Origin of the sequence: Aeromonas sp. 5HA1 (assembly GCF_029237245.1) — a bacterium.
Classification (GTDB): Bacteria; Pseudomonadota; Gammaproteobacteria; order Enterobacterales; family Aeromonadaceae; genus Aeromonas; species Aeromonas salmonicida.
In genome coordinates this window covers 148191-169761 of the sequence record NZ_JAACFW010000005.1, presented here as the reverse complement: position 1 = coordinate 169761, position 21571 = coordinate 148191, and the positions used below count along the sequence as shown (strand labels likewise).

Below are 21571 nucleotides of genomic sequence, written 5' to 3'. Positions count from 1 at the left end.
ACCGCGCGCCACTGTTCGGCTTTGCCGACGGGGCGTCTCATTTTTATTATCTGGAACAGACGACCTATGTCTTTGAACGATGAAATGCACAGCGTCGAGGAGCTGCTCGACACCGCACTCGAACTTTTCATGGAGCTGGCCTCCGACAACTTGCCGGAGCAGGAGATTGCCGTCTTCAACCGGGAGTTCAACAGTCGCGGCCTGCTGGCGGAAACCGATCCGGCCGATGACTGGGAAGCGGACGTGGGATTTGCCGTAAGCGATACCGAGTATGCCGAGATCTGGATCGGGCTTGGTAATGCCGAACAAGAATATGAGCACCTGTTTGCCCGCATGCTGCTCTCCCGCCGTGTTGACGAGAAGTTCTGCCACATCGAATGGTTGCCCCAATAATTCCGGATCCCGATGATCAGCGTCCCCGCTATTATGCCCCCGAGCCGGTACGTCCGGCTCTGGGACGGCGCATGCTGAGCTGGCTCGGCAAGCTGCTGGCGGCAGTCCTGCTCGGCTCCATCGTCTCGGTGGTGCTGCTGCGCTTCATCGATCCCCCCATGTGGACCTGGCGCATCGAACGGGCCCTGTTTCCGCCCGCCAAGATAGCCGTGGTCAAGCATGACTGGGTGCCCATAGATCGTATTTCGCGGGAACTGCAACTGGCGGTGATCGCCGCAGAGGATCAGCGCTTTGCCGACCATAGCGGCTTTGACATGGATGCCATCAACTCGGCACTCAAGCACAACCAGCGCAGCAAGCGGGTACGTGGCGCCAGCACGCTGAGCCAGCAGACGGCCAAGAATCTCTTCATGTGGAGCGATCGCAGCTTCCTGCGCAAGGGGATCGAGGCCTGGTTTACCCTGCTGATGGAGCTGGGCTGGGACAAATCCCGCATCCTCGAGGTCTATCTCAATATCGTGGAGTTCGGCCCCGGCATCTATGGCGCCGAGGCCGCCGCCAAGCACTATTTTGGCAAATCGGCCGCCCGCTTGACTCGTTACGAGGCTTCTCTGCTGGCTGCCGCCCTGCCCAATCCCTGGCGCTATCGGGTCCAGCCTCCCTCCCCCTATGTTCAGCAACGCTCGGCCTGGATCCGTCGCCAGATGGGTCAACTTGGCCAGGCTACCCTCAACAAGGTATACAAGAACGATTGAGGAGCGGGCACAGAGCCACTTCTACCAATGCCCGATGGCCGTACATCGCCCCTGAGCGCATCAGCGTCATCTATCAGGGATCGGGGTCAGCAGGCAATGTCTCTGCCGGCGGGCCCAGATGACCGCCCACCGTGCTCTGGTGCAGCGGCAGATAGTGCCACCACCAGGCCTCCCGTCGTCGCTTGATCTGCTGCCGCCGCACTCGTCGCTTCATGACACCCCTCCAGTGGATCCCCCTTCAACCATACCTTCTACCCGCGCCGTTGGACAGGTGGCGGATCGGTATCCGCACCGGTCTGGCCGCCACCGCCAATACTTGCTACAGTAGCGAACCTCGATGTATCTGGAGTGATTTCATGGAACAACGTACCCCGGATCAGCTGGTCGAATGGGCCTATGATCAGTTTCTTGAGCAGGCCGCAGACATGCTGGCCCCCGAACAAATCGTCGACATCACACTGGAATTCGAACAGCGTGGCGCCGTCGAGGCGACCCTGCCCAATGGAGACTGGTCAACCGAACTCGGTGTACCGGTCGACATGGAGTCCTGGGTCGAGGTGTGGGTTGGCTTGCTGGACCATCAGGATGAGTTTGAGGTGATCTACGCCACCTTCCTGCTGCCCCGCTTTCTTAACGAGCACGATGTCCATGTGCGCTGGCATCGCCAGCAACAGGCATAAAAAAGGCGCCCCCGGCGCCTTTCTCTTTTCTGGTATGCCCCCACTCAGGGCTGCGCTGCAATGGCCTTGGCCAGACAGCGGCGACACCAGCAGGCGCTGGCCTCGCTCATGGGCAGAGCAGGCAACTGGCTGCACCAGCACTGTGCGATTGTTGCACCGGCCGACACGGCGCAAAATGCCGGCTCGCCACAACCAGGGCACGCATGGGTGCTTTTCGAGCCGTCCAGCTCTGCCATCACGGCCAGCTGGGCGTCGCTCTCCATGGCCGACCAGTGACCAATCTCGGTCAGGGTACGGCCACAGCCGAGGCAGAGCCCGTCCTTGGCCTGACAGTGGCCGATACAGGGGCTCGGCACTTACTCGCTGTCCACTGCCGAGTCGGTATCTGTGGCAACCAGGGTGATGCAGTTGTCTTCGATGACGATTTTTCCCTGCTTGTAGAGGCCGCCGATGGCCTTCTTGAAGGTGCCCTTGCTCATGTTGAACAGCTTGTAGATGAGCTCGGGTTCGCTCTTGTCACCGACAGCCAGACTGCCACCCTGCTTCATCAGCCGGGTCAGGATCCGGCCACCGGCATCGTCCATCCGATCCATGCCCGGCTTTTGCAGGGTCAGGTCCAGTTTGCCGTCGTCACGTACCTGCTTGACCCAGGCGGTCAACGGTCGACCCGTCATCACCCGGCCAAATACCTCGTTCTTGAACAGCATGCCGGAATATTCACCGTTGACGATCGCCTTGATGCCAAGCGGCGTGTGCTCACCCGGCAGTGCTGTTACCTCGTCACCAGCCTTGAAGGGGGGGTTATCGGTGCGCAGGAACCGCTCCAGCCGGCTGGTGCCTACCATGCGGCCCTCGTTGTCGAGCATCAGATGCACCAGATAGACGTGGCCCACCTGCATCGGCTTGTTCTGCTCACGGGTCGGCACAAACAGATCTTTTTTCATGCCCCAGTCGAGGAAGGCACCGATCTTGTTGGCATTGATCACCTTGAGACCGACTATGTCGCCCACCATGGCAAACGGCTTGTCGGTGGTGATCACCGGCTCACAGTCGGCATCCAGATAGAGGAAGACCTCCACACCGTCACCTTCAGCCACCCCTTCAGGCAGCTGACGCTTGGGCAGCAGCAGCTCGCCATATTCGTCGGCCGCCAGCCAGGCGCCCCTGTCTTCGAGCTCGATTACGGTGAGGGTGTTCATCTTGCCAATCTGTAACATGCTGATCTCTTCTTTCATTATCCGGATGGTCAATTTTTCATTGCCCGTATGGGCGCGCATGTTACCCCAAGAGCGGCAACAGGGCCTAGCCCCTTGCCCTGCTCCCGCATGATTTTCGAGGCCGTTTTCACGGTTTATGGCGATATAATCGTCATTCGGCCGGTGCTTTACTGCAAATACCCCCACTTTTGGGTAGACTGCGCCGCTGTTCAAATCCAGAGGAACTGTCGATGAATCCATCCACTCGTACCCGTCATCTCAATCAATGGATCCAGACCCACAGTGGGCAGGACATGACCTACCCGGCGCTGCATGGTTTTCTGTGTGCCCGTCTGGTGGGGCCGGATGCCCCTGACTGGCAGGCCCCGCTGGCCGGTCTGTTGCCACATGACGCCGAACTGGATGAGAAGAGCGCAGAGGCGCTGAACCATCTTATCGCCGAGCTGGAAGCTCAGGCCGACGAGGCCCAGCTGGCCTTGCCAAGCCAGTGCCGCCTCTCTACCGACAGCCCGGAGCAAGTGTTCGAGCAGAGTCACCCCCTCGGTCAGTGGTGCTACGGTTTCAGTCAGGGATTTGCCAGCTGGCCCAAGCCCAAGGATCTGAACGATCCCACCACCCAGTATCGTTTCAGCCTCGCTGCCGAACTCAGTCTGTTTCGCGACAAGCCCATGGCCCAGATGCTGCACGCGGCCGCCGGCAGCGAGCTACCCTTCATGGAATTTTGCAAACGCCAGCGCCAGAACATGAAGACGGCACTCAACCAGCTGTTGCAGCTGGATGAGTATCAAGCTGTGCCCGGCATTCAGGCAGCCCTCGATAGCGAGCAGGCCGAGCAGTGGCAGCAGTGGTTCGAACTGGCCGATGCCTGCCGCGACCCCCAGGCTCGCCTCGGCTGGTTTGACAAGGTGATTGACGATGCCGAGCCGCTGTTCGATGCCGCTTTCTGGCAGCAGATGGCTGGCCACGGCTGGAGTGCCCACGATGCACGCCCGCTGCTCGCCGCCAGGGCTGGCCGCGCCGATTGCCTGTTGCGTCTCGGCCAGCTGGAGCAGGCTCGCCAGGAATATCTGGCGCTGCTCGACCTGTGCATCGCCGATGAGCTGGGTTGCCGTTATCCCCTCTCCAGCCTCTATGCCCTGCAAGGGGATTGGGCCGCCCTGCGCGCCTTGCTGGTGCGCTTCGACGAGGCTTCCAGCTGGCTGCTTTACAACAGGGCCTTGATGGCATTTGTCTGTGACGGCCCCGAGGCGGCTCAGCCGCAGCTGGACGCCGCCATCAAGGCCAATGCCCATATTCCGGCCTGTCTGCTGGGCCAGCGCAAGCTGCCCAAACAGGAGCCCCAGAGCTGGCAGGCGGGCAGTCGCGATGAAGCAGCGCTCTACACACTGCAGAGCCGCGAGGCCTGGCTAAAGCACAACGCCTTGATCTGGTTGCGTAAAGGCTGAGCAGCCAGTCGTATAAATCAGCTTCGAACAGACCTGGTTGCGGCGTATGACGTGCGCAACCGCACATTTCTCTGGTGCATGTTCAGACAAACGCCCTTGTGTTACGTATCATCAAGGTCAAAGTATCAAGAGAAACTGCACTCGATGCAGCCGTCACAGCAGGATGTCATATGTCAAAGATCATAGAGCTGCTTGCGCACTACCCCCCCTATCAGCTGGTTCACGCCGCCGAGATGGTGCGCGATACCTTTGAGCAGTTTTACCAGCAGCGTTATCAGCTGACGGTACCCCAATGGCGCCTCATGATGGTGCTCGGCCCCAACTACCCCATCAGCCAGAAAGAGCTGGTGGAGGCGAGCGGGATGGACAAGGTGCGGATCTCCCGCGAAATCCACCGACTGGTGGAGAAGGGGATACTGTTTACCGAGAGCAGCGAACAGGACAAGCGGGTCAGCCTGGTCTCTCTCACCCATGCCGGGCTCACCTTGTTCCAGCAGCTCAAGACCGAAGCGGGCAGCTGGCAGCATACCCTCACCGATTACCTGCCTGCCGAGGCGCGTCAGTCCATTCGTCTGCACCTGCAAAGTGTCAGCGACGCCATCGAACAACTGCACCTGCTGGATAGCGAGCACAAGTCATGAACCTGAACAATTTCGCCACCATGGATGTCAACATGCTGCTGAGCCTGGTCAATATGCAGTTGCGTGATCGTTTTGATGATCTGGACGATCTCTGCAAGGCGCAGGATCTCGACCAGGAGGCCCTGGTCGCCAGACTCGCCAGCGGCGATTTCCACTACCTGCCGGATCAGAAACAGTTCAGATAGGGATCCGGATCACAACCCGGCCAACGGCACTGGCCCCGGGGCTAAAAGCTGATATGGTGATGATGACACCGTGGAATGACACCCAGCGACATGTATGGATACATCAAGCTGTCATACACGGTCGTTAGCCTCTGACCCGTGACACGCCAGCCAAGGACGACCCATGATGATCCTGACCCGACAGACCACGCTGATCACCCTCTGTGCCATTCTCATGATCAGTTTGTTTTCCCCCAGCCTGCCTGACAGCGCCGAGCAGTGGCTCAGCACCTTGTTACTGGGCTCTCTGGTCGCCGTGTGCCTGATGGTGGGCAGCGGCTGTCGTCACTTCATTCAGGATTGACTCACCCCGACTGGCAACTGCCGTTATACCTGCACAGAAAAAACAACGCAGCCCAAGGGCTGCGTTGTTTTGTTTGGTACGGTATGGCACTGCGCCATGGCCAGTGTCTTGATCAGAGTGCCAGGGTTTCCAGCTGGCCTTTGGCCTGCTCAATGCCTTTGGCTTGCGCATCCGGCCCCATGCCCATGCCTTCGGCGTAGATGAAGTCCACGTCCTTGATGCCGATGAAACCCAGCACGGTACGCATGTAGGGGGTCACCAGATCGGTGGCGCTGCCGACGTGCATGCCGCCACGGGGGCTGATCACCAGGGCGCGGGTGTTTTCCACCAGACCGACCGGACCTGTTTCGGTGTAACGGAAGGTCACGCCGGCACGGGCAATCAGGTCAATCCAGTTTTTCAGCTGGGTCGGAATACTGAAGTTGTACATGGGGGCGGCAATCACCACCAAATCGCTTCCTTTGAGTTCGGCGATCAGCTCGTCGGATTGTGCCATGACTGCCAGCTGACGTTCGTTCAGGTTGTCACCACCGCGCAGACCCGAGGCCAGCTCGCCGTCCAGCACCGGCAGGTTCAGGGTCGCCAGATCACGCATCGTGACTGTGTCGGACTGGTGGTCAGCCAGGAAGCCGTCTATCAGGGCGTTGGATTGGGAATATTGGCCCAGGATGCTGGACTTGAGTACTAGGATATTGGCCATGGTGAAACTCCATTTGGTTGTCGGTTGAACAGCTTGGCTGTCGATGGAGGTCACTCTAAACATTGAGCTTCTCTGCGGATAGCGAAAATAGATGCTCAACTTGTTCAAAAATTTTGACCTTAGTTCATTCTATCGCCAACGGCCCCATGGCCAACCGCCCAATGCTTGGCAGAACAAACGATTGCCGTTATGATCCGCCGCACTTTTTTCCAGCGACCCGGATCCCATGGCACCCTCGCGCAGGCACTCTCCTTTTGCTGGTGCAGTCTGGATGATGGTGGCAGGCCTCTGCTTTGCCGCCGTCAACAGTCTGAGCCAATATGTCAGCTTCAAGCTCGGCCTCCCCTCGACCCAGGTTGCCTTTCATCAATACCTGATCGCCCTGGTATGTCTGCTGCCCTGGCTGGTGCGCCACGGCCTGCGTCAATCTCTGATGACCAACCAATTGCGCCTGCACCTGCTGCGAGTCGCCCTGGCCGTGGTCGGCATCCAGTTCTGGCTGTGGGCGCTGGCGGTGCCCGTACCCATCTGGCAGGGGATAGCGCTCTTGATGACTTCCCCTTTGTTCGCGACTCTGGGTTCTGCCCTGCTGCTCAAAGAGCAGGTGAGCCGGGCCCGCATTCTGGCAACCCTGGCGGGCTTTGTCGGCGCCATGGTGATCCTGGCCCCCTGGACCGATGATTTCAGCTGGGCCTCCCTGCTGCCGGTGGCGGCCGCCCTGTTCTGGGCCGGTTACTCTCTGCTGGTGCGCTATCAGGCGGCAAGCGAGTCATCCCACACCATAGTGGTCTATCTGCTCATCTTCAGCACCCCCTTCAATGCCATGCTGGCCCTGCCGGAGTGGCAGTGGCCGAGCGAAACCCAGTGGCTGCTGGTGGCGGTGTCAGGGGTACTGTCGGCACTGGCCCAGATGTCCATCGCCCGCGCCTACAGCGTGGCCGAGGCTTCGTTCGTACAACCCTTTGATTTTGCCAAGCTGCCCATGAACGTGCTTGCCGGCTGGCTGGTGTTTGGCTGGGCACCGCCCGGCCGATTGTGGCTCGGCGCTGCCATCATCATTGGCGCCATCACGCTGCTTACCCATCTGGAGCAGCGCGCCCATCAATCTGTTTCCTGAGGTACGCCATGCGTGCCTCTTTTTTTGCCTGCTATTGCTGCCAATAGCGACAGAGACATTGTGACCATCGACATCAGGAGAGATCGTATGTTTGGAACCGCCACCCGCCCCAGCGCCACCCGCGCCCTGCTGCTTGGCTCGGGAGAACTCGGCAAGGAAGTCGCCATCGAGTTGCAACGGTTCGGGATCGAGGTGATCGCCGCCGACCGTTACCCCAATGCCCCCGCCATGCAGGTGGCGCACCAAGCCCACGTGCTGGACATGCTCGATGGCAATGCCCTGCGCGCCCTGGTCACCCTGGTCAAACCCGATCTCATCATTCCTGAAATCGAGGCCATCGCCACCGATACCCTGGCGCAACTAGAGCAAGAGGGGGTCAAGGTGGTGCCGAACGCCCGCGCCACCCAGCTCACCATGAATCGGGAAGGGATCCGCCGGCTCGCCGCCGAAGAGTTGGGTCTGCCCACCTCCCCCTACCGTTTTGCCCAGAGCAAAGAGGAGTTCATCGCCGCTGTCGAAGCCATCGGCCTGCCCTGCGTGGTAAAACCCGTGATGAGCTCATCGGGCAAGGGTCAGAGCGTGCTGCGGGATCTCGCCAAACTGGACGAAAGCTGGACCTATGCCCAGGAGGGTGGCCGCGCCGGTCGCGGCAAGGTGATTGTGGAAGGCTTCGTCCCCTTCGAGTACGAGATCACCCTGCTCACGGTGCGGGCCGTCGATGGCATTCATTTTTGCGACCCCATAGGCCACCGCCAGGAAGATGGCGACTACCGCGAATCCTGGCAGCCACAGGCGATGAGCACCCTGGCGCTGGCCCGCTCCAAGGAGGTCGCTGCCAAGGTGGTCGAGGCGCTGGGCGGTTATGGCCTGTTCGGGGTCGAGCTCTTCATCAGGGGCGACGAGGTGTGGTTCAGCGAAGTTTCCCCCCGTCCCCACGACACCGGCATGGTGACCCTGATCTCTCAGGATCTCTCCGAATTTGCCCTCCATGTGCGCGCCATCCTGGGGTTGCCCATCGGCACCATCACCCAGTACGGGCCGAGCGCCTCGGCCGTGGTGCTGCGGGATGGTCACAGTCAGGACATCCGCTATCAGGGCATTGGGGAGGCGCTGGCATTGGTATCGGGCGCCCAGCTGCGATTGTTTGGCAAGCCCGAGATCGCCGGTCGCCGCCGGCTCGGGGTCGCCCTGGCCCGTGGGCAGCAGTGTGAAGAGGCGGTGGAAAAAGCCAAGGCGGTCGCCGCCCGGGTCGAGGTGATTTGTTGACCAAAACCGGTTGCTGACGTGATCAGGCGCAAGGGGCATGGCAATGCCCCTTTTGCATTTTCCCGTCAGGCTTATAATCCCCCTTCAAATTTGTCAGGAGTACAAGATGTTAGCTGCCGTGATCTTCGATATGGATGGTGTTCTGATCGACTCGGAACCCTTTTGGCAACGGGCCCAGATGGCCGTGTTCTCCGGGCTGGGTCATCCCCACAGCGAGGAGGATTGCAACTCCACCATAGGCGTGCGCATCGACCAGCTGGTGGCACACTGGTATCGGCTTCGCCCCTGGGTGGGCCCCAGCCAGGAAGAGGTGATGCAACGCATCCTGGATCAGGTCATTGCCCTGATCCTGAGTGAAGGCCAACCCAAGGAGGGGGTGCTGGAGGCGCTGGCGTTGATGGAGGTACAAGGGCTCAAGATTGGGCTGGCAACCTCCTCCCCCTTCACCATGGTCGAGGCGGTGCTCGGCAAGCTCGGTATCCGTGATCGCTTTCTGGCGGTGCACTCCGCCGAGGTGGAGCGCTTCGGCAAACCGCATCCGGACGTTTACATACACGCGGCGGAAAAACTCGGGGTAGAACCGGTACACTGTCTGGCCATTGAAGACAGCTTCACCGGCCTGCTGGCGGCCAAGGCGGCCTCCATGAGGGCGCTCATAGTACCGGACCCGGCATTGGTCGGCGATCCCCGTCTGGCCATTGCCGATCACCAGCTCAGATCCCTCGGGGAGCTGAATGCCGCCACGCTGGCCAGCTGGGCGGCATAGACTCCCGCAGACAGCAATGGTGCTAAAGGAGCCAGAACGCCGTCTCCCCCTGACCACTGTCATAAACGTGCGCTTGCTCGCGGTTAACTCCCTCCCGGCCAACTAGAATCAGGGAAGAGAGGCGGCCCGAGGGCCCGAGGAGGTCACCATGATCGAGTACACCAGCAAGCGTATCGTCTGCCCCCACTGTGGCCATCATACCCGGGTCGAGCTGGATGCCAGCCAGGGGGATCAGGAGTTCTACGAAGATTGCATGGCCTGTTGCAACCCCATCCACCTGCGGCTGCATCTGGACGAAGCCCGTGACTGCCTGCAACTGTTTGTGGATGCAGACGACGAGCAGATGTTCTGATTGCGAGTCATCACAATTCGAGCGATCAAAAGGGCCTGCAATGCAGGCCCTTTTCCATGGCATGTCGGAAGCTTTCGCCCAGATCAGCCCAACTGGCGCGCAGCCAGTACCCGCTCCACCGTATCAACGATGGCCTGGGTTTGGGGATCGATCTCGATATTGGTGTGCCAGCCCGCCTTGACCCAGCCCAGATTGGTGCGAGCCAGGGTCTCCGGGATCAGGTTGACGCAAAATTCACCCTCTCGCACCTCACCCACTGTCAGGCTGATGCCGTCGATGCCGATGTAGCCTTTGGTCAACACATACTTCATGAGCGTGGGGGCAAGGCGATACCACACCTGACGATTGTTGGGGGTGTCGATGACCGAGATCACTTCCGCCGTGCCCATGATATGACCAGACATGGTATGACCGCCGATCTCGTCACCAAAGCGGGCAGCCCGCTCCACGTTGACCTTGTCCCCCGCTTGCAGCGTGCCAAGGTTGGTCAGGCGCAGGGTTTCCTGGATCAGATCGAAGCTGACCAGATCGCCTTCCACCCGGGTGACTGTCAGGCAGCAGCCGTTATGGGCCACGGAGGCCCCCAACGCCAATCCCTCGCCCCAGGCCAGGCTTGGCATGCGGATCACATGGGTGCGAAAGTTGGGAAGCGCTTTGATGGCAACCAGTTCGGCGGTCCCCTGCACTATGCCGGTGAACATGTCTCTTCTCCTGCTACGAAAAAAGGCAGGTTAACCCCGGCCCGCCGCCCAGACAAGCACGCCTGCTGACAAGCTTGCCCCTGATCGCTATAGTGACGGCGTTCACATTCAGGTTAATGAGGAAGAAATAATGCAGGTATATCAATGTTGTGAGGCCATTCGCATCGCCTATAACCAGATTGGCTCAGGTGAGCAGGGTTATGTGCCGCAGGCCATAGCGGCGACCATCAGGGCCCTCAATGCTGTGGCCTCCGACGAGCGGGTGCCGGCTGAACTGCGCCAGGAAGCCGCCTATGCCGCCGCCAATCTGCTGATCAGCGATCATCAGGACGCCTGAGCCAGGCAGAAAGCCTGCCGCCAACCGTTTCGCGGCGGGCGACTTTCAGGCTAGAATGACACCCCCGCATTTTGTCTCCTCCCGGTGAGGGGGCAAAAGCCCATCCTGTTATCCGTTCTTGCTCTTTTTATCTGATCCACTCGGAGGTGTCAGTGCAACGTTATTGGTCCGAGGCGAGGCAGCTCGTTCGTTTAGCCAGCCCCATTCTGGTCGCCCAGGTGGCCCAGATCGCCATGAACTTTGTCGATACCGTGATGGCGGGGCAAGTCAGCGCCATGGATCTGGCCGCCGTGTCGGTCGCCACCAGCTTCTGGTTGCCGATCATATTGCTGGTGCAGGGCATCATAATGGCGCTCACCCCCATCGTCTCCCAGCTCAACGGGGCTCGCAAACGGGACGAGATCCGCCCGGCCGTGCATCAGGGCTTCTGGCTGGCACTTATGGTCACTCCCATCGCCATGATAGCGCTCTATTTCAGCCCGCTGACCCTGCAATTCATGGACGTGGACGCCGTCATGGCCACCAAGACTGCCGGCTATCTGCATGCCATCTTGTGGGGGCTGCCCGCCTTCGTGCTGTTCCAGGTGCTGCGCAACTTCAGTGAGGGACTCTCCCACACCATGCCCACCATGGTGATAGGTTTCGTCGGGCTGGCGGTCAATATTCCCGCCAACTACATCTTCATCCACGGCCATTTTGGCATGCCAAAACTCGGCGGTGTCGGTTGTGGGGTGGCCACCGCCATCGTGCTGTGGGCCATGCTGCTGGCGATGATCATCTATGTGAAACTCTCCCCTCACTTCACGAAGATCAACCTGTTTGCCCAGCTAGCACGCCCCAATGGCAGCCGGATCTGGCGCCTGTTCCGACTCGGCTTTCCCATTGCCATGGCCATCTTCTGCGAGGTGACCCTGTTTACCGTGGTGGCCCTGATGCTGGCTCCGTTCGGAGCAGAAACGGTAGCGAGCCACCAGATAGCGCTCAACTTCTCCAGCCTGGTGTTCATGCTGCCGCTCTCCATTGGTGTGGGGGTGACTATCCGGGTCGGCCACAGCATAGGGGAAGGCTTGCCGGACCACGCCCGTGTCGCGGCCCGTACCGGCCTCATGCTGGGCATGGCGGTCGCGGCCTGCACCGCCGCCCTGACAGTGCTGCTGCGTGAACAGATAGCGACCATCTACACAGATGACATGCAGGTGATCACGCTGGCGGCTACCTTGCTGTTCTTCGCCGCCATCTATCAGGTCTCCGACTCGGTACAGGTGATAGCGGCCGCGGCGCTGCGCGGATACAAGGACACCAAGGCGATTTTCTACGTCACCATAGTCGCCTACTGGGGTCTGGGCCTGCCCACCGGCATGCTGCTGGGACTGACCGACTGGGTCGTTCCTCGCATGGGGCCGCAGGGCTTCTGGGTCGGTTTTATCGTCGGCCTGACCGGTGCAGCCCTGATGCTGGGCGCCCGTCTCAAGGTGATCTATGGCCGTTTCGGCACCCATCCGTAACGGACTGATCTGGCTGTGGGGGATGCAGCTGGCAGGCTGTACCCCCACCATAGAGGATCAATTTGCCACCTATCAAACCAGGGTGGCCCATGTACTGAGTCTCCCGTCCACTCCCTCTCCCGTCATTACGCTGGTGCCCTTCCCCGCCCAGCGGGAACTGCAGCGTTCACTGCCAGATCTGCGCATTGGCCTGCTCGATATCTTGCCCCTCAACCAGTGTGGCCTCGGCACCCTGGTGGCTGAACGCAACGGCCCTGTCGGGCGCAGCACGGATAACTTCAGCCAGCTGGCCTATGAGTGGCAACTGGTGCAGGGGCTGGCACGCTGCAAGACACAGGACCCCGTGGTAACACAGTGGCTGACCAGCCTTCGACAACAGAAAGCGGCCATGTTGCCGGATCGCTTCTGGAATGCGCTGGTCAGCACCCCGGAGCTGCGCCGGGTGCTGACCCCCAGACGAACCCCCTTGTCGCTGACCAGCACTCTGCTGGAGACCCGCCAGGCACTGGGTCAGTTGCAGCGCTGGCAAGAGGCGGTGGCCAGTCCCGACCATGTGACGGCATCCCTGCCTCCGTTGACGGATGCGCTGGAGAGCCTCTACCGATCGGATGCCCTGCCCCGGCTGCTCTATTCACTGCCGCTGGCTACGGCCTGGCTCAACCAGATAAGTGCACAACTGGAGCCTTTGCCCATCACCACACTCTGCCCGACCACGGATCCACAGCGACAAGATCGTCTGCGGGGGGCCATGACGCACTACTATGCCAGGGGGCTGCAACCCTGGCTGGCTCAGCTTGATCGCCAGTTCCGCCAGATTTCCCCTTCCCTGGCCGCCCTGTTTGACAATGCATCCCCGCCAGCCCTGCAGGCATGGCAGACAAGCTACGCCAGCGGGCTGGAGAGCCGCGTCTGGCTGGATTTTCGCGCCGCCACAGTGCGCCATGCCAAGGCCTGGCAAGGGGTCTTTTTGCGCTGTGAAGCACCCGGTGGCAAGCCCCCCCTGCTACCCAAGTCCGGATAGGGTGTGCCTGTAAAATCAACAGGCTGCGCAAGAACTCGGCAAACGGTCTCCTTTGTGCATACCGCCTGTTGACAGCCTTTGGGGGCATGGGTAGTATGCCGACCACGTCAGCAGTGCTGGTGTCATGAAGCGGTCATTACCGATTCTTGCAGTGGGTTTATAGCTCAGTTGGTTAGAGCACTACCTTGACATGGTAGGGGTCGTTGGTTCGAATCCAATTAAACCCACCACTTTTTCTGTGATGCGTCCTTAGCTCAGCTGGTTAGAGCACCACCTTGACATGGTGGGGGTCGGTGGTTCGAATCCACTAGGACGCACCATCACAGAATACCGAGTATGCGTCCTTAGCTCAGCTGGTTAGAGCATCACCTTGACATGGTGGGGGTCGGTGGTTCGAATCCACTAGGACGCACCATAATAGATTGCAGATGTGGGTTTATAACTCGGCAGGTTGGAACACTATATTGACATGGCACAGGCGATGTCGTTGGTTCGAACCAGTTTGAGTGCAGATGTGGGTTTATAGCTCAGTTGGTTAGAGCACTACCTTGACATGGTAGGGGTCGTTGGTTCGAATCCAATTAAACCCACCACTCCCCTGCAAAAAGAAGTCGCATTGCGCACCCTGCGTCCTTAGCTCAGCTGGTTAGAGCATCACCTTGACATGGTGGGGGTCGGTGGTTCGAATCCACTAGGACGCACCAGATTAAAAAAGCCCGCTACATGAGCGGGATTTTTGCATGTCAGGGCCACCTGCATCGCTACCGGATCAAAAAGCAGGGCCCGTGCGCCCTCCCCTTGATGCTGTACTGAATAAGCCGCCTCACTACCCAGCTTGCTGGCTTCTCTGTTTCCCACCCTCGTTGCCCTGTCACCACACACTGTCTGACGGGACTAGAAGAGATCCAGCTGCTGGCCGCAGATCCGCTCGAATGACTCGCCGATAAACGGCAGTATGGCATCCGCTATGGGCCTTAACTGCTTGTCGATGTAGTGCTCGTAGTCGATGGCACTGCGCCTGTATTCCAGCGGCTCAGGCCCATTGAGGGTCATCAGATAGGAAATGGTGCCCCTGTGCTGGTAGCGCTGGGGCTGACCGCGGCGCAGGTTCTCTTCATCGGCCAGCCGCGCCGCCCGTACATGGGGCGGGACGTTCTTCTGGTACTCCTCCAGCTTCTGACGCAGCCGCTTGCGGTAGATGAGCAGATCATCGTGCAAGCCAGCCCGGGTCTCATCCACCATGGTGCGCACATAGCCGCTGGGATCTTCATCGTGAAACACCAGCTCATAGAGCCGGGTCTGGAACTGTTTGGCCAGCATGGTCCAGTCGGTGCGCACCGACTCGAGCCCCTTGAACACCAGTTGTTCCGTCCCCTCGCTCGCCTTGCCAACCAGACCGGCATACCGCTTCTTGCTCCCCTTCTCCAGCCCGCGAATGGTCGGCATCAGAAAGCGGCGGTAGTGGGTCTCGTACTGGATCTCCAGATGACTGGGCAGGTCGAACTCGCGCTTGATCAGTGCCGTCCAGTTGTCGTTGATCATCCGCGCCAATCCATGACCAATCTCATCGGCCTGCTGCGAGCTTGTCTCCCTGGCCAGGTGGACGAAAGTGGAGTCAGTGTCGCCGTAGATCACCTCGAAACCTTGCGCCTCAATCCACTCCCGAGTCTGCTGCATAATGCTGTGACCGCGCAGGGTAATGGAAGAAGCAAGCCTGGGGTCGTAGAAACGGCAGCCCCCCGAGCCCAGCACGCCGTAGAAGGAGTTCATGATGATCTTGATGGCCTGGGAAAGCGCCTTGTTGTTGGCCGCCTTGGCCCTGTCCCGCGCCGCCCACAGGGTGGCGATGAGATCTGGCAGGAAGTGGCGAGTACGGGAGAATAGGGCGCCACGAAAGCCGGGGATCGCCTCATCCGGATGCTGCAGCCCCTCCACCAGCCCCATGGGGTCAATACAGAAAGTGCGGATGATGCTGGGATAGAGGCTCTTGAAATCGAGCACCAGCACGTGGCGATAGAGACCGGGTTTTGAGTCCATCACATAGCCGCCGGGGCTTGCCAGCCCGCCGTCGGCAGGCAGATTGGGGGCCACATAGCCACCGCGATGGAGCCGCGGCAGATAGAGGTTGGTAAACGCCGCCACAGAGCCACCGACCCGGTCGAGCTCAAGGCCGGTAAGGGAGGCCCGCTCGATGGCAAAGGGAATGAGGTGGCAGTAGTCGAAGATCTCCCATACCAGCCTGCAATCTTCCAGGTTGTAGCGGGCCAGCGCCTCCTTGTCGGAGTGGAACAGTTCGGTGATCTTCTCCCCCCGATTGGCCACATCCTCGATATCCTTGCCGCGGCCGAGCAGCTCGCTTGCTACAGCATCCAGGCTGTAACTGGCAAACTGCCAGGTGGCGCTTTTCAGGGTATCTATACCGTCGAGCACCATGCGCCCCGGTATGATGACATTGCCGGTCTGGGGATCGTTACGCGATGAGCGCCAGAAACAGAGCTCCCGCCCCCGCCCGAGCCGCAGCCGCCGCTTGTTGAGCTCGGCGCGGCGCAACAGCAACCGAAAGTCAAAATTCACCACGTTCCAGCCGATCACCAGGTCTGGATCATGCTGGCTGAACCACTGCTCCAGCGCCCCGAGCAAGGCATTCTCGTCCGCCACCCACTCCAGAGTTGTGCTCCACTCATCGGCGCCGACCTCGGGGGAGCCTATCATGATGACGCGGGCATCCAGCTCGCTGTAAAGTCCCACCGAGAAGAGGGCCCCGTCCATGGCACACTCTACATCCAGAGACACCCAGGAGAGCGTCGGCGTCACCGCCTGCGGCGCACAGCGCGCCTCGTTCACCTCCCAGTAACCGTGCTTGCCCCCCTTGCGCGCCGTTTTGCCGCCAAAGCGGACTCCGGCTGTGATGAAGCGCTCCATCAGAAACCGCTCCGGCAGCCGGATATCCGCCTCGAAGTGCTCCAGCCCGCGGATCAGCAACAACTCGATGGCGCGGTGAAAAGCGCTCAAGGTGGAGAAATAGCAAGCCACCACGGCACGCCCATCGAAGGTGTGCATGGGCAGGCGCCGAAACCGTCCGCTCACGCCTGAGCCCTTGAACAGCTCGGCCGCCTCCTGCATGTGGCTCTGTGGCAGGAAGAACACAGGCTCCTGCCCGGGCACCACCAGCCGTACCGGTCCCTGCTCGCTCCAGAGCCACATCACTATCTCTGTGCGTCCGCGCACGTCCCGACCATGGCGGGTCAGGATGAAGCCGTCCAGGGGCGCAGTTGCAGGAGAGGTCGTCGTCACGGTGGGCTGGGTCACAATCATTCAGGATAAAGGGGCCGGTTTTGGGATGGGAGTATTGTACGTTCATACAGTGCTTGCCCGCAATCGTCATGCCAGGCTGCACCGCAAGGCTCATGCTGATAAGCTCGAAGACGCGCACACGTGGGCAAGCGTGCTGTCACCGGCATACCTGCTTGCACCGGTTCACCCCATACAAGGAATCCATAGTGGCACTCTATTCCCTGCTGGATCGGCTGGCCATTCCCTACCAGCGATTCGATCACCCTCCCGTCTTTACCTGTGAGGAGGCGAGTCAGCTGTTGCCTGACTTGCCCGCCGCCAGGACCAAGAACCTGTTCTTGCGCGATCCTAAAAGCGAGCGGCTGTTTCTGGTGGTCACGCCACAGGAGAGCCGGGTCGATCTCAAGGCGCTGGCTGCCAAGCTCGGAGTCAAGCGACTGAGCTTTGGCTCCCCGGAGCGGTTGCATGCCGCGCTCGGTCTAACCCCGGGTGCCGTCACCCTGCTTGCCATGGTGCGTGATACGGAGCAGGCGGTGGAACTGGTGGTGGATGAGCAAGTCTGGCAGGCCGAGCAGGTGCAGTGCCATCCGCTGGTCAATACCGCCACCCTGCTCATCCGACTGGACGATGTACGCCGCCTGCTGACCCATCTGGGCCGGGAAGCCACCGTCATGATCCTGCCAGTACTGGCTGAGTGACGGGCAGCGGATCAGGGACTGCTTTTCCCCACACACGCATCAGCGGCTGCCAGGGCGGCCGCGTCGCAGTGATGCATGGCTGGATGCTTAAGCCATTGATAATGGGTTGGATTCATGCTGTGATCCAGCACTGCCAGCTATCGACCTCATAGGTCGGGACGCGGTTAACAGGTGGAAGAGCCCTGAGAGACCCTTGATGCATAATCTGTTTTCCTCCGCACAATTGCTGAGTCTGGTACTGTTTGTCACGCTGTCCCATGTCGGGGTCGCGGTCATTTTTGCCTATGTGTGGCATACCCAGCGCCGCATCAAGGGCCTGCTCTACTGGTCTGCCAGCGAACTGGCTATCGCAGCTTCGTTTTGCGGTCTGCTGCTCCGGCCGCTCGAGGGGGATATCTCCCTTGCCAACATACTGCTGACCAACCTGCTGCTGCTTGCCGCGCCCCTGCTGTATGAGCGAGGCTTGCGCCACTTCTTTCGACGCGAGGCAGACCAGCTTGGCTGGCTCTGCCCTGCCATAGCACTCATCGGATTTGTGCTGTTTGCCCTGACCGCCAGCCTGCGCCCCCTGTCTGACGTCCACAGCCGGATCATGGTCCTCTCCGCCGTGCTCTCCCTGCAATTCGCGGTACTGATCTGGCAGCTCTGGCGTTATCAACGTCTGGCCCCCCTCTATCGGGTATTGCGCTTTGCCATACTGCTGCTCGGTCTGCAGTTGCTGCTGCAGCTGCTCCGGATAGCCAAGCACCTCTGGCAGCCGGAACTCAACGCCAGTACCTTTACCGACCCCTTGCTCGGCCCCGTGATCCTGCTCAGCCTGCTCTTTACCATAGCCCGCAGCTATCTGTTGCTCAGCCTTGTTCATACCCGCCAGCAACAGGCACTATTGGCGACCCAGCGCGAGCTGGAGCGGCGGGCCAATCAGGATGAGCTGACCGGTCTGCTGAGCCGCCACTATTTTCAGCAACTGTTGCAGGCACAGGTCAGTGCAGGAGCCAACCCCTGTCAGCTGTTGCTGATCGACCTGGATGACTTCAAGCAGATCAATGACCGGCACGGTCATCCCGCCGGGGATGCCATGTTGCGGCTGGTGGGTCAGGTGATACGCACTACCCTGCCACGGCAGGGGATAGCGGGGCGACTGGGGGGAGACGAGCTGGTCATTTTCTTGATGGAAAATCCGCAAACGCTGCCACATTACTGCCACACCCTGCAGCAACGGATCGCCCAGGCCACCTCGCAGCTCGCGGGCGGTCCCATCAGCATGAGCATAGGTCTGACGTCGCTGCAGCCGGGAGAGCGCTTCGAGCAGGCATACCCCAGAGCGGACAGGGCGCTCTATGCGGCCAAGCAAGGGGGGCGACAACGGACCTGCGTACAGGAGCCCCACCACAGCGAGCCGCAACTGCTCCAACCCCTGGTCACTGGCTCGTGAACAGGCCGTCGACCATAGAGTGCCGCCCGGCGCAACCTGACGATGTCCCCGCCTATCGCAGCTATGTGACCGAGTGCGGCGAAGCGGGTCTGCCGCTCTATCAGGTGGCGCAATTTGACCCTGACGGCTGGCTGCAAAGCCTGCTCGATCACGCAGAGGGCCGTCATCTGCCCATGGGGTATCTGCCCACCACTACCTACTTTGCACTTGAGGAGGGGGAGATACTCGGCACACTGCGGCTACGCCACGGCGACAACCCGGCCACGGCGCAGTGGCTTGGCCACATAGGTTACGATACCCGCCCCTCCCGCCGCGGTGAGGGCGTTGCCCGCACCCTGCTGCGCTGGTTGCAACAACATGTATTGACCGGCCCCGTCCTCATCAGCTGCGATGAAACGAATGCAGCCTCCCTCAGGATCATTGAAGCTGCCAACGGACAGTGGCTGGATCGTCGCTACCATGCAGGGGATGACTGCTGGGTACGGTTTTACCGCCTCCCGCCCCTGCGTTGAGCCGCCAGCCAGATGCCGCGTCAAACGGCAGCCATAAACAACATGAGCGCCCGAAGGCGCTCATGTTGTGACTGATGACGTGATGATGAGTGGCGATCAGTAGCTGTCTTCCTGCTCGGCGTTCATTCGGGCCAGACGGGCATGGGCTTCCTCTTCGGCGCTCTCGATTTCGTGCAGCACGGAATCGATATCGATGGCCTCTGTGCTCTCCTCGAACAGGCCGGTCAACTCGCTCTCCGGGGTCAGCTTGCCATCTTCAAACAGGGCCCACATCTCCTTGGCGTAACGGGTATTGAGCAGCTCGGGGGCATACATGCCGTAATAGTTGCGCATGTTGTTGACGTCCCGCTCCAGCATCGCCTTGGCCTGGTTGTTGGCGGCGGCATCCACCACCTGGGGCAGGTCTATGATGACGGGGCCCTGGGCATCCACCAGCACGTTGAACTCGGAAAGATCCCCGTGGATAAGGCCCGCGCAGAGCATGCGCACCACATAGCGGATCACCTTGTCGTGATCGATGACAGCCTGCTCGGGTGAGAGTGCCACGTCATTGAGACGGGGCGCCACATTGCCATCCTCGTCGGTGATAAGCTCCATCAAGAGCACACCGTCGAGACAGACATAGGGCTGCGGTACCCGCACGCCAGCTGCCGCCAGCTTGAACAGGGCATCCACTTCTGTGTTCTGCCACACCTCTTCGTGCTGTTTGCGACCGTACTTGGAGCCTTTCTCCATGGCGCGGGCGCTGCGACTGTTACGCACCTTGCGCCCTTCCTGATACACCACGGCCTGCTTGAAGCTGCGCTTGGACGCCTCTTTATAGACCTTGGCGCAGCGGATCTCGTCGCCGCAGCGCACCACATAGACGTCGGCCTCTTTGCCGCTCATCAGCCGGCTGATGACGTCATCGACCAGGCCGTCATCAACCAGAGGTTGGATTCGATTTGGAATTTTCATGGCCGCCCTTTTACCCTATTTGCGCCTCAGAAGATAGCCCCTATGAGGCCAGCTTGCATATCCCTGTTCCTTGACACCTTCCGGTGCCCCATTTGCCGCTGTTTTACTCACCAAACTGCTTAAAGGACAAGCGCTTGTCACCGCTGTCATCTCAGGTCGCCAGCCAGTGTCTTTCCCTTCAGGGTTCGGGTGGCAGACCGCTGCGGATCCGCTTAATCCCCTCTTCGTAGAGACCATCCTCCCCTTCTTGATGTTCCTGGGTTTCGAAGATCTTGAGAAACCACATGTACTGCTCTGGATACTGGCTCAGCTGCTGCTCCACCATGCGGTTCATGGCATTGACGTCTGCGGTCAAATCGTCCGTGGGATATGGATCAAACGGGGGTTCAATCTCAAGCCGGTAGCACTCTTCATCTTCGTCATAGCAGGCGAGGATGGGCACAGCACGGGCACCGGTCAGCTTCACCAGCTTGGGCAGGGCCGGCAGCGTTGCCTTGGGGTGACCGAAGAAAGGGATGAAGATGCTCTTCTCACGACCATGATCCTGATCCGGCAGATAGAAGAAGTTGTAGCCGCTGCGGATGGCCTTGATGGCCGGTTTGATGCCGACACTGCGCTCATACACCTTGCCGGCTTTGGATCGCTCGCGGTTGATATACCAGTCAAATACCTGATCTTTCGGGCTCTTCATCATTGTACAGAGCGCAAGACCCTCATCGGTCAGGTAGCGGCCAATCATGTCCACCGCCCAGGTGTGAGGCACGACCAGTATCATGGTGCGCCCGGCGGCCAGCTCCGCCTCTATATGCTCCCAGCCCCGTACCTTGATGCGGCTTTTGAGATGCGCGGAGCTGCGCAGGGTCAGCTCGCCAAAGCCCATGAATGCCTTGAGACCGGTCCGGATCGCTTTGAGCAAGAGGGTACGGCGCCCTGCGGCATCCAGCTCGGGAAAACAGATCTTGAGATTGGTCTCGGCAATGTAGGCCTGCTTTTTGGAAAGTCGCAGCAAAGCCGGGGCCACGGCATTGGCAAAACGCCCACGCACGCCGTGAGGCACCCATGCCAACAGACACAAAAAGCCAAGCGCCAGCCAACTGCCCCACCAGCGCGGATGGAGCAGACGGGCATGAAATGAGGTATCAAAAACCGGATCGTGTGAAGACATCGCCGCCATCAAGTCATAGAAAATAAACGGTTATTTTAATTATCCTGACAATTTTTTCCACTTTGGGGTGCAGTGGTCTTACCAAC

25 protein-coding genes and 5 tRNA genes are annotated in these 21571 nt (G+C 60.2%); 22 read left to right on the top strand and 8 right to left on the bottom strand.

Annotated elements, in window-relative coordinates; genetic code table 11:
* Positions 1-66 precede the first annotated feature (66 nt).
* Both GWQ27_RS06785 and mtgA read left to right on the top strand, forming a co-directional pair.
* Entirely contained in the window at positions 67-393 is a 327-nt protein-coding gene (locus GWQ27_RS06785) for an HI1450 family dsDNA-mimic protein (protein WP_005311263.1), read from the top strand.
* Positions 378-1148: a monofunctional biosynthetic peptidoglycan transglycosylase gene (gene mtgA, locus GWQ27_RS06780; RefSeq protein ID WP_275906977.1), complete on the top strand. Its 771-nt coding sequence runs from the start codon at positions 378-380 to the stop codon at positions 1146-1148. The genes GWQ27_RS06785 and mtgA overlap by 16 nt, the downstream gene beginning before the upstream one ends.
* Before the next feature lie 73 nt (positions 1149-1221).
* On the opposite strand, the gene GWQ27_RS06775 is transcribed toward mtgA, so the two are convergent.
* Positions 1222-1362, bottom strand: coding sequence for a hypothetical protein (locus GWQ27_RS06775; RefSeq protein ID WP_162829730.1), 141 nt, complete (start codon positions 1360-1362; stop codon positions 1222-1224).
* 142 nt (positions 1363-1504) lie between these two features.
* On the opposite strand from GWQ27_RS06775, the gene GWQ27_RS06770 reads away from it, so the two are divergent.
* Positions 1505-1828, top strand: a complete 324-nt coding sequence (locus GWQ27_RS06770) for an HI1450 family dsDNA-mimic protein (protein WP_005311259.1) — start codon at positions 1505-1507, stop codon at positions 1826-1828.
* A gap of 44 nt (positions 1829-1872) precedes the next feature.
* Here the strand turns inward: GWQ27_RS06770 and GWQ27_RS06765 are convergent, their stop codons facing one another.
* Positions 1873-2184 (bottom strand): DUF1289 domain-containing protein, encoded by a 312-nt coding sequence (locus GWQ27_RS06765; protein WP_021139268.1) that lies wholly within the window; start codon positions 2182-2184, stop codon positions 1873-1875.
* Positions 2185-3063, bottom strand: coding sequence for a S1-like domain-containing RNA-binding protein (locus GWQ27_RS06760; RefSeq protein WP_275906976.1), 879 nt, complete (start codon positions 3061-3063; stop codon positions 2185-2187). It lies immediately after the preceding gene.
* A 212-nt stretch (positions 3064-3275) separates the two neighbouring features.
* Here GWQ27_RS06760 and GWQ27_RS06755 point away from each other — a divergent pair, with 212 nt between their 5' ends.
* The 4 genes from GWQ27_RS06755 to GWQ27_RS06740 all read left to right on the top strand — a co-directional run bounded on the left by GWQ27_RS06755 (position 3276) and on the right by GWQ27_RS06740 (position 5659).
* A complete protein-coding gene (locus tag GWQ27_RS06755) occupies positions 3276-4490 on the top strand; it encodes a UPF0149 family protein (protein ID WP_275906975.1) in 1215 nt (404 codons plus the stop codon).
* Between the two features lie 170 nt (positions 4491-4660).
* Positions 4661-5131 (top strand): MarR family transcriptional regulator, encoded by a 471-nt coding sequence (locus tag GWQ27_RS06750; RefSeq protein WP_005311250.1) that lies wholly within the window; start codon positions 4661-4663, stop codon positions 5129-5131.
* On the top strand, positions 5128-5316 hold the full coding sequence (locus GWQ27_RS06745) for a DUF4250 domain-containing protein (RefSeq protein WP_058393964.1): 189 nt from the start codon (positions 5128-5130) through the stop codon (positions 5314-5316). The genes GWQ27_RS06750 and GWQ27_RS06745 overlap by 4 nt, the downstream gene beginning before the upstream one ends.
* Before the next feature lie 163 nt (positions 5317-5479).
* A complete protein-coding gene (locus GWQ27_RS06740) occupies positions 5480-5659 on the top strand; it encodes a hypothetical protein (RefSeq protein WP_005311246.1) in 180 nt (59 codons plus the stop codon).
* A gap of 112 nt (positions 5660-5771) precedes the next feature.
* Here GWQ27_RS06740 and GWQ27_RS06735 read toward each other — a convergent pair whose 3' ends face one another.
* A complete protein-coding gene (locus GWQ27_RS06735) occupies positions 5772-6359 on the bottom strand; it encodes an FMN-dependent NADH-azoreductase (RefSeq protein ID WP_275906974.1) in 588 nt (195 codons plus the stop codon).
* A 226-nt stretch (positions 6360-6585) separates the two neighbouring features.
* On the opposite strand from GWQ27_RS06735, the gene GWQ27_RS06730 reads away from it, so the two are divergent.
* The 4 genes from GWQ27_RS06730 to GWQ27_RS06715 all read left to right on the top strand — a co-directional run bounded on the left by GWQ27_RS06730 (position 6586) and on the right by GWQ27_RS06715 (position 9860).
* Positions 6586-7476 (top strand): DMT family transporter, encoded by an 891-nt coding sequence (locus GWQ27_RS06730; RefSeq protein WP_042871757.1) that lies wholly within the window; start codon positions 6586-6588, stop codon positions 7474-7476.
* Positions 7477-7563: 87 nt separating this feature from the next.
* A complete protein-coding gene (purT, locus tag GWQ27_RS06725; RefSeq protein WP_275906973.1) occupies positions 7564-8742 on the top strand; it encodes a formate-dependent phosphoribosylglycinamide formyltransferase in 1179 nt (392 codons plus the stop codon).
* Positions 8743-8848: 106 nt separating this feature from the next.
* Positions 8849-9508 carry a hexitol phosphatase HxpB gene (gene hxpB, locus GWQ27_RS06720; RefSeq protein WP_275906972.1) on the top strand — a complete coding sequence of 220 codons (660 nt, stop codon included), beginning with the start codon at positions 8849-8851 and terminating at the stop codon, positions 9506-9508.
* Between the two features lie 148 nt (positions 9509-9656).
* The gene (locus tag GWQ27_RS06715) at positions 9657-9860 is read left to right on the top strand and encodes a CPXCG motif-containing cysteine-rich protein (protein WP_017412080.1); all 204 of its coding nucleotides are present in this window, start codon (positions 9657-9659) and stop codon (positions 9858-9860) included.
* Positions 9861-9943: 83 nt separating this feature from the next.
* On the opposite strand, the gene GWQ27_RS06710 is transcribed toward GWQ27_RS06715, so the two are convergent.
* Positions 9944-10561: a riboflavin synthase subunit alpha gene (locus GWQ27_RS06710; protein WP_234576954.1), complete on the bottom strand. Its 618-nt coding sequence runs from the start codon at positions 10559-10561 to the stop codon at positions 9944-9946.
* Between the two features lie 130 nt (positions 10562-10691).
* Here GWQ27_RS06710 and GWQ27_RS06705 point away from each other — a divergent pair, with 130 nt between their 5' ends.
* The 8 genes from GWQ27_RS06705 to GWQ27_RS06670 all read left to right on the top strand — a co-directional run bounded on the left by GWQ27_RS06705 (position 10692) and on the right by GWQ27_RS06670 (position 14128).
* Positions 10692-10898 carry a YaeP family protein gene (locus tag GWQ27_RS06705; RefSeq protein ID WP_005311233.1) on the top strand — a complete coding sequence of 69 codons (207 nt, stop codon included), beginning with the start codon at positions 10692-10694 and terminating at the stop codon, positions 10896-10898.
* Positions 10899-11050: 152 nt separating this feature from the next.
* Positions 11051-12403: an MATE family efflux transporter gene (locus GWQ27_RS06700; RefSeq protein ID WP_275906971.1), complete on the top strand. Its 1353-nt coding sequence runs from the start codon at positions 11051-11053 to the stop codon at positions 12401-12403.
* Positions 12378-13424 (top strand): DUF3080 family protein, encoded by a 1047-nt coding sequence (locus GWQ27_RS06695; protein ID WP_275906970.1) that lies wholly within the window; start codon positions 12378-12380, stop codon positions 13422-13424. Before GWQ27_RS06700 ends, GWQ27_RS06695 begins: the two co-directional genes overlap by 26 nt.
* 153 nt (positions 13425-13577) lie before the next feature.
* A tRNA-Val gene (locus tag GWQ27_RS06690) sits at positions 13578-13654 on the top strand.
* A gap of 13 nt (positions 13655-13667) precedes the next feature.
* Positions 13668-13744: transfer RNA gene (locus GWQ27_RS06685), tRNA-Val, on the top strand.
* 18 nt (positions 13745-13762) lie between these two features.
* Positions 13763-13839, top strand: a tRNA-Val gene (locus GWQ27_RS06680).
* A gap of 101 nt (positions 13840-13940) precedes the next feature.
* A tRNA-Val gene (locus tag GWQ27_RS06675) sits at positions 13941-14017 on the top strand.
* A 34-nt stretch (positions 14018-14051) separates the two neighbouring features.
* Positions 14052-14128, top strand: a tRNA-Val gene (locus tag GWQ27_RS06670).
* 190 nt (positions 14129-14318) lie between these two features.
* Here the strand turns inward: GWQ27_RS06670 and GWQ27_RS06665 are convergent.
* Positions 14319-16739 (bottom strand): DNA polymerase II, encoded by a 2421-nt coding sequence (locus GWQ27_RS06665; protein WP_275906969.1) that lies wholly within the window; start codon positions 16737-16739, stop codon positions 14319-14321.
* Between the two features lie 185 nt (positions 16740-16924).
* Here GWQ27_RS06665 and GWQ27_RS06660 point away from each other — a divergent pair, with 185 nt between their 5' ends.
* From GWQ27_RS06660 to GWQ27_RS06650, 3 genes are all read left to right on the top strand, one after another.
* On the top strand, positions 16925-17416 hold the full coding sequence (locus GWQ27_RS06660; protein WP_275906968.1) for a prolyl-tRNA synthetase associated domain-containing protein: 492 nt from the start codon (positions 16925-16927) through the stop codon (positions 17414-17416).
* A gap of 196 nt (positions 17417-17612) precedes the next feature.
* Positions 17613-18851 carry a GGDEF domain-containing protein gene (locus GWQ27_RS06655; protein ID WP_275906967.1) on the top strand — a complete coding sequence of 413 codons (1239 nt, stop codon included), beginning with the start codon at positions 17613-17615 and terminating at the stop codon, positions 18849-18851.
* Complete coding sequence (locus GWQ27_RS06650; protein WP_275906966.1) at positions 18848-19363, top strand: GNAT family N-acetyltransferase; 516 nt, start codon at positions 18848-18850, stop codon at positions 19361-19363. Before GWQ27_RS06655 ends, GWQ27_RS06650 begins: the two co-directional genes overlap by 4 nt.
* Positions 19364-19459: 96 nt before the next feature.
* Here the strand turns inward: GWQ27_RS06650 and GWQ27_RS06645 are convergent, their stop codons facing one another.
* Both GWQ27_RS06645 and GWQ27_RS06640 read right to left on the bottom strand, forming a co-directional pair.
* The gene (locus GWQ27_RS06645) at positions 19460-20320 is read right to left on the bottom strand and encodes a PA4780 family RIO1-like protein kinase (protein ID WP_021139282.1); all 861 of its coding nucleotides are present in this window, start codon (positions 20318-20320) and stop codon (positions 19460-19462) included.
* A 178-nt stretch (positions 20321-20498) separates the two neighbouring features.
* Positions 20499-21494: a lipid A biosynthesis acyltransferase gene (locus tag GWQ27_RS06640; RefSeq protein WP_059114068.1), complete on the bottom strand. Its 996-nt coding sequence runs from the start codon at positions 21492-21494 to the stop codon at positions 20499-20501.
* Positions 21495-21571: the final 77 nt, after the last annotated feature.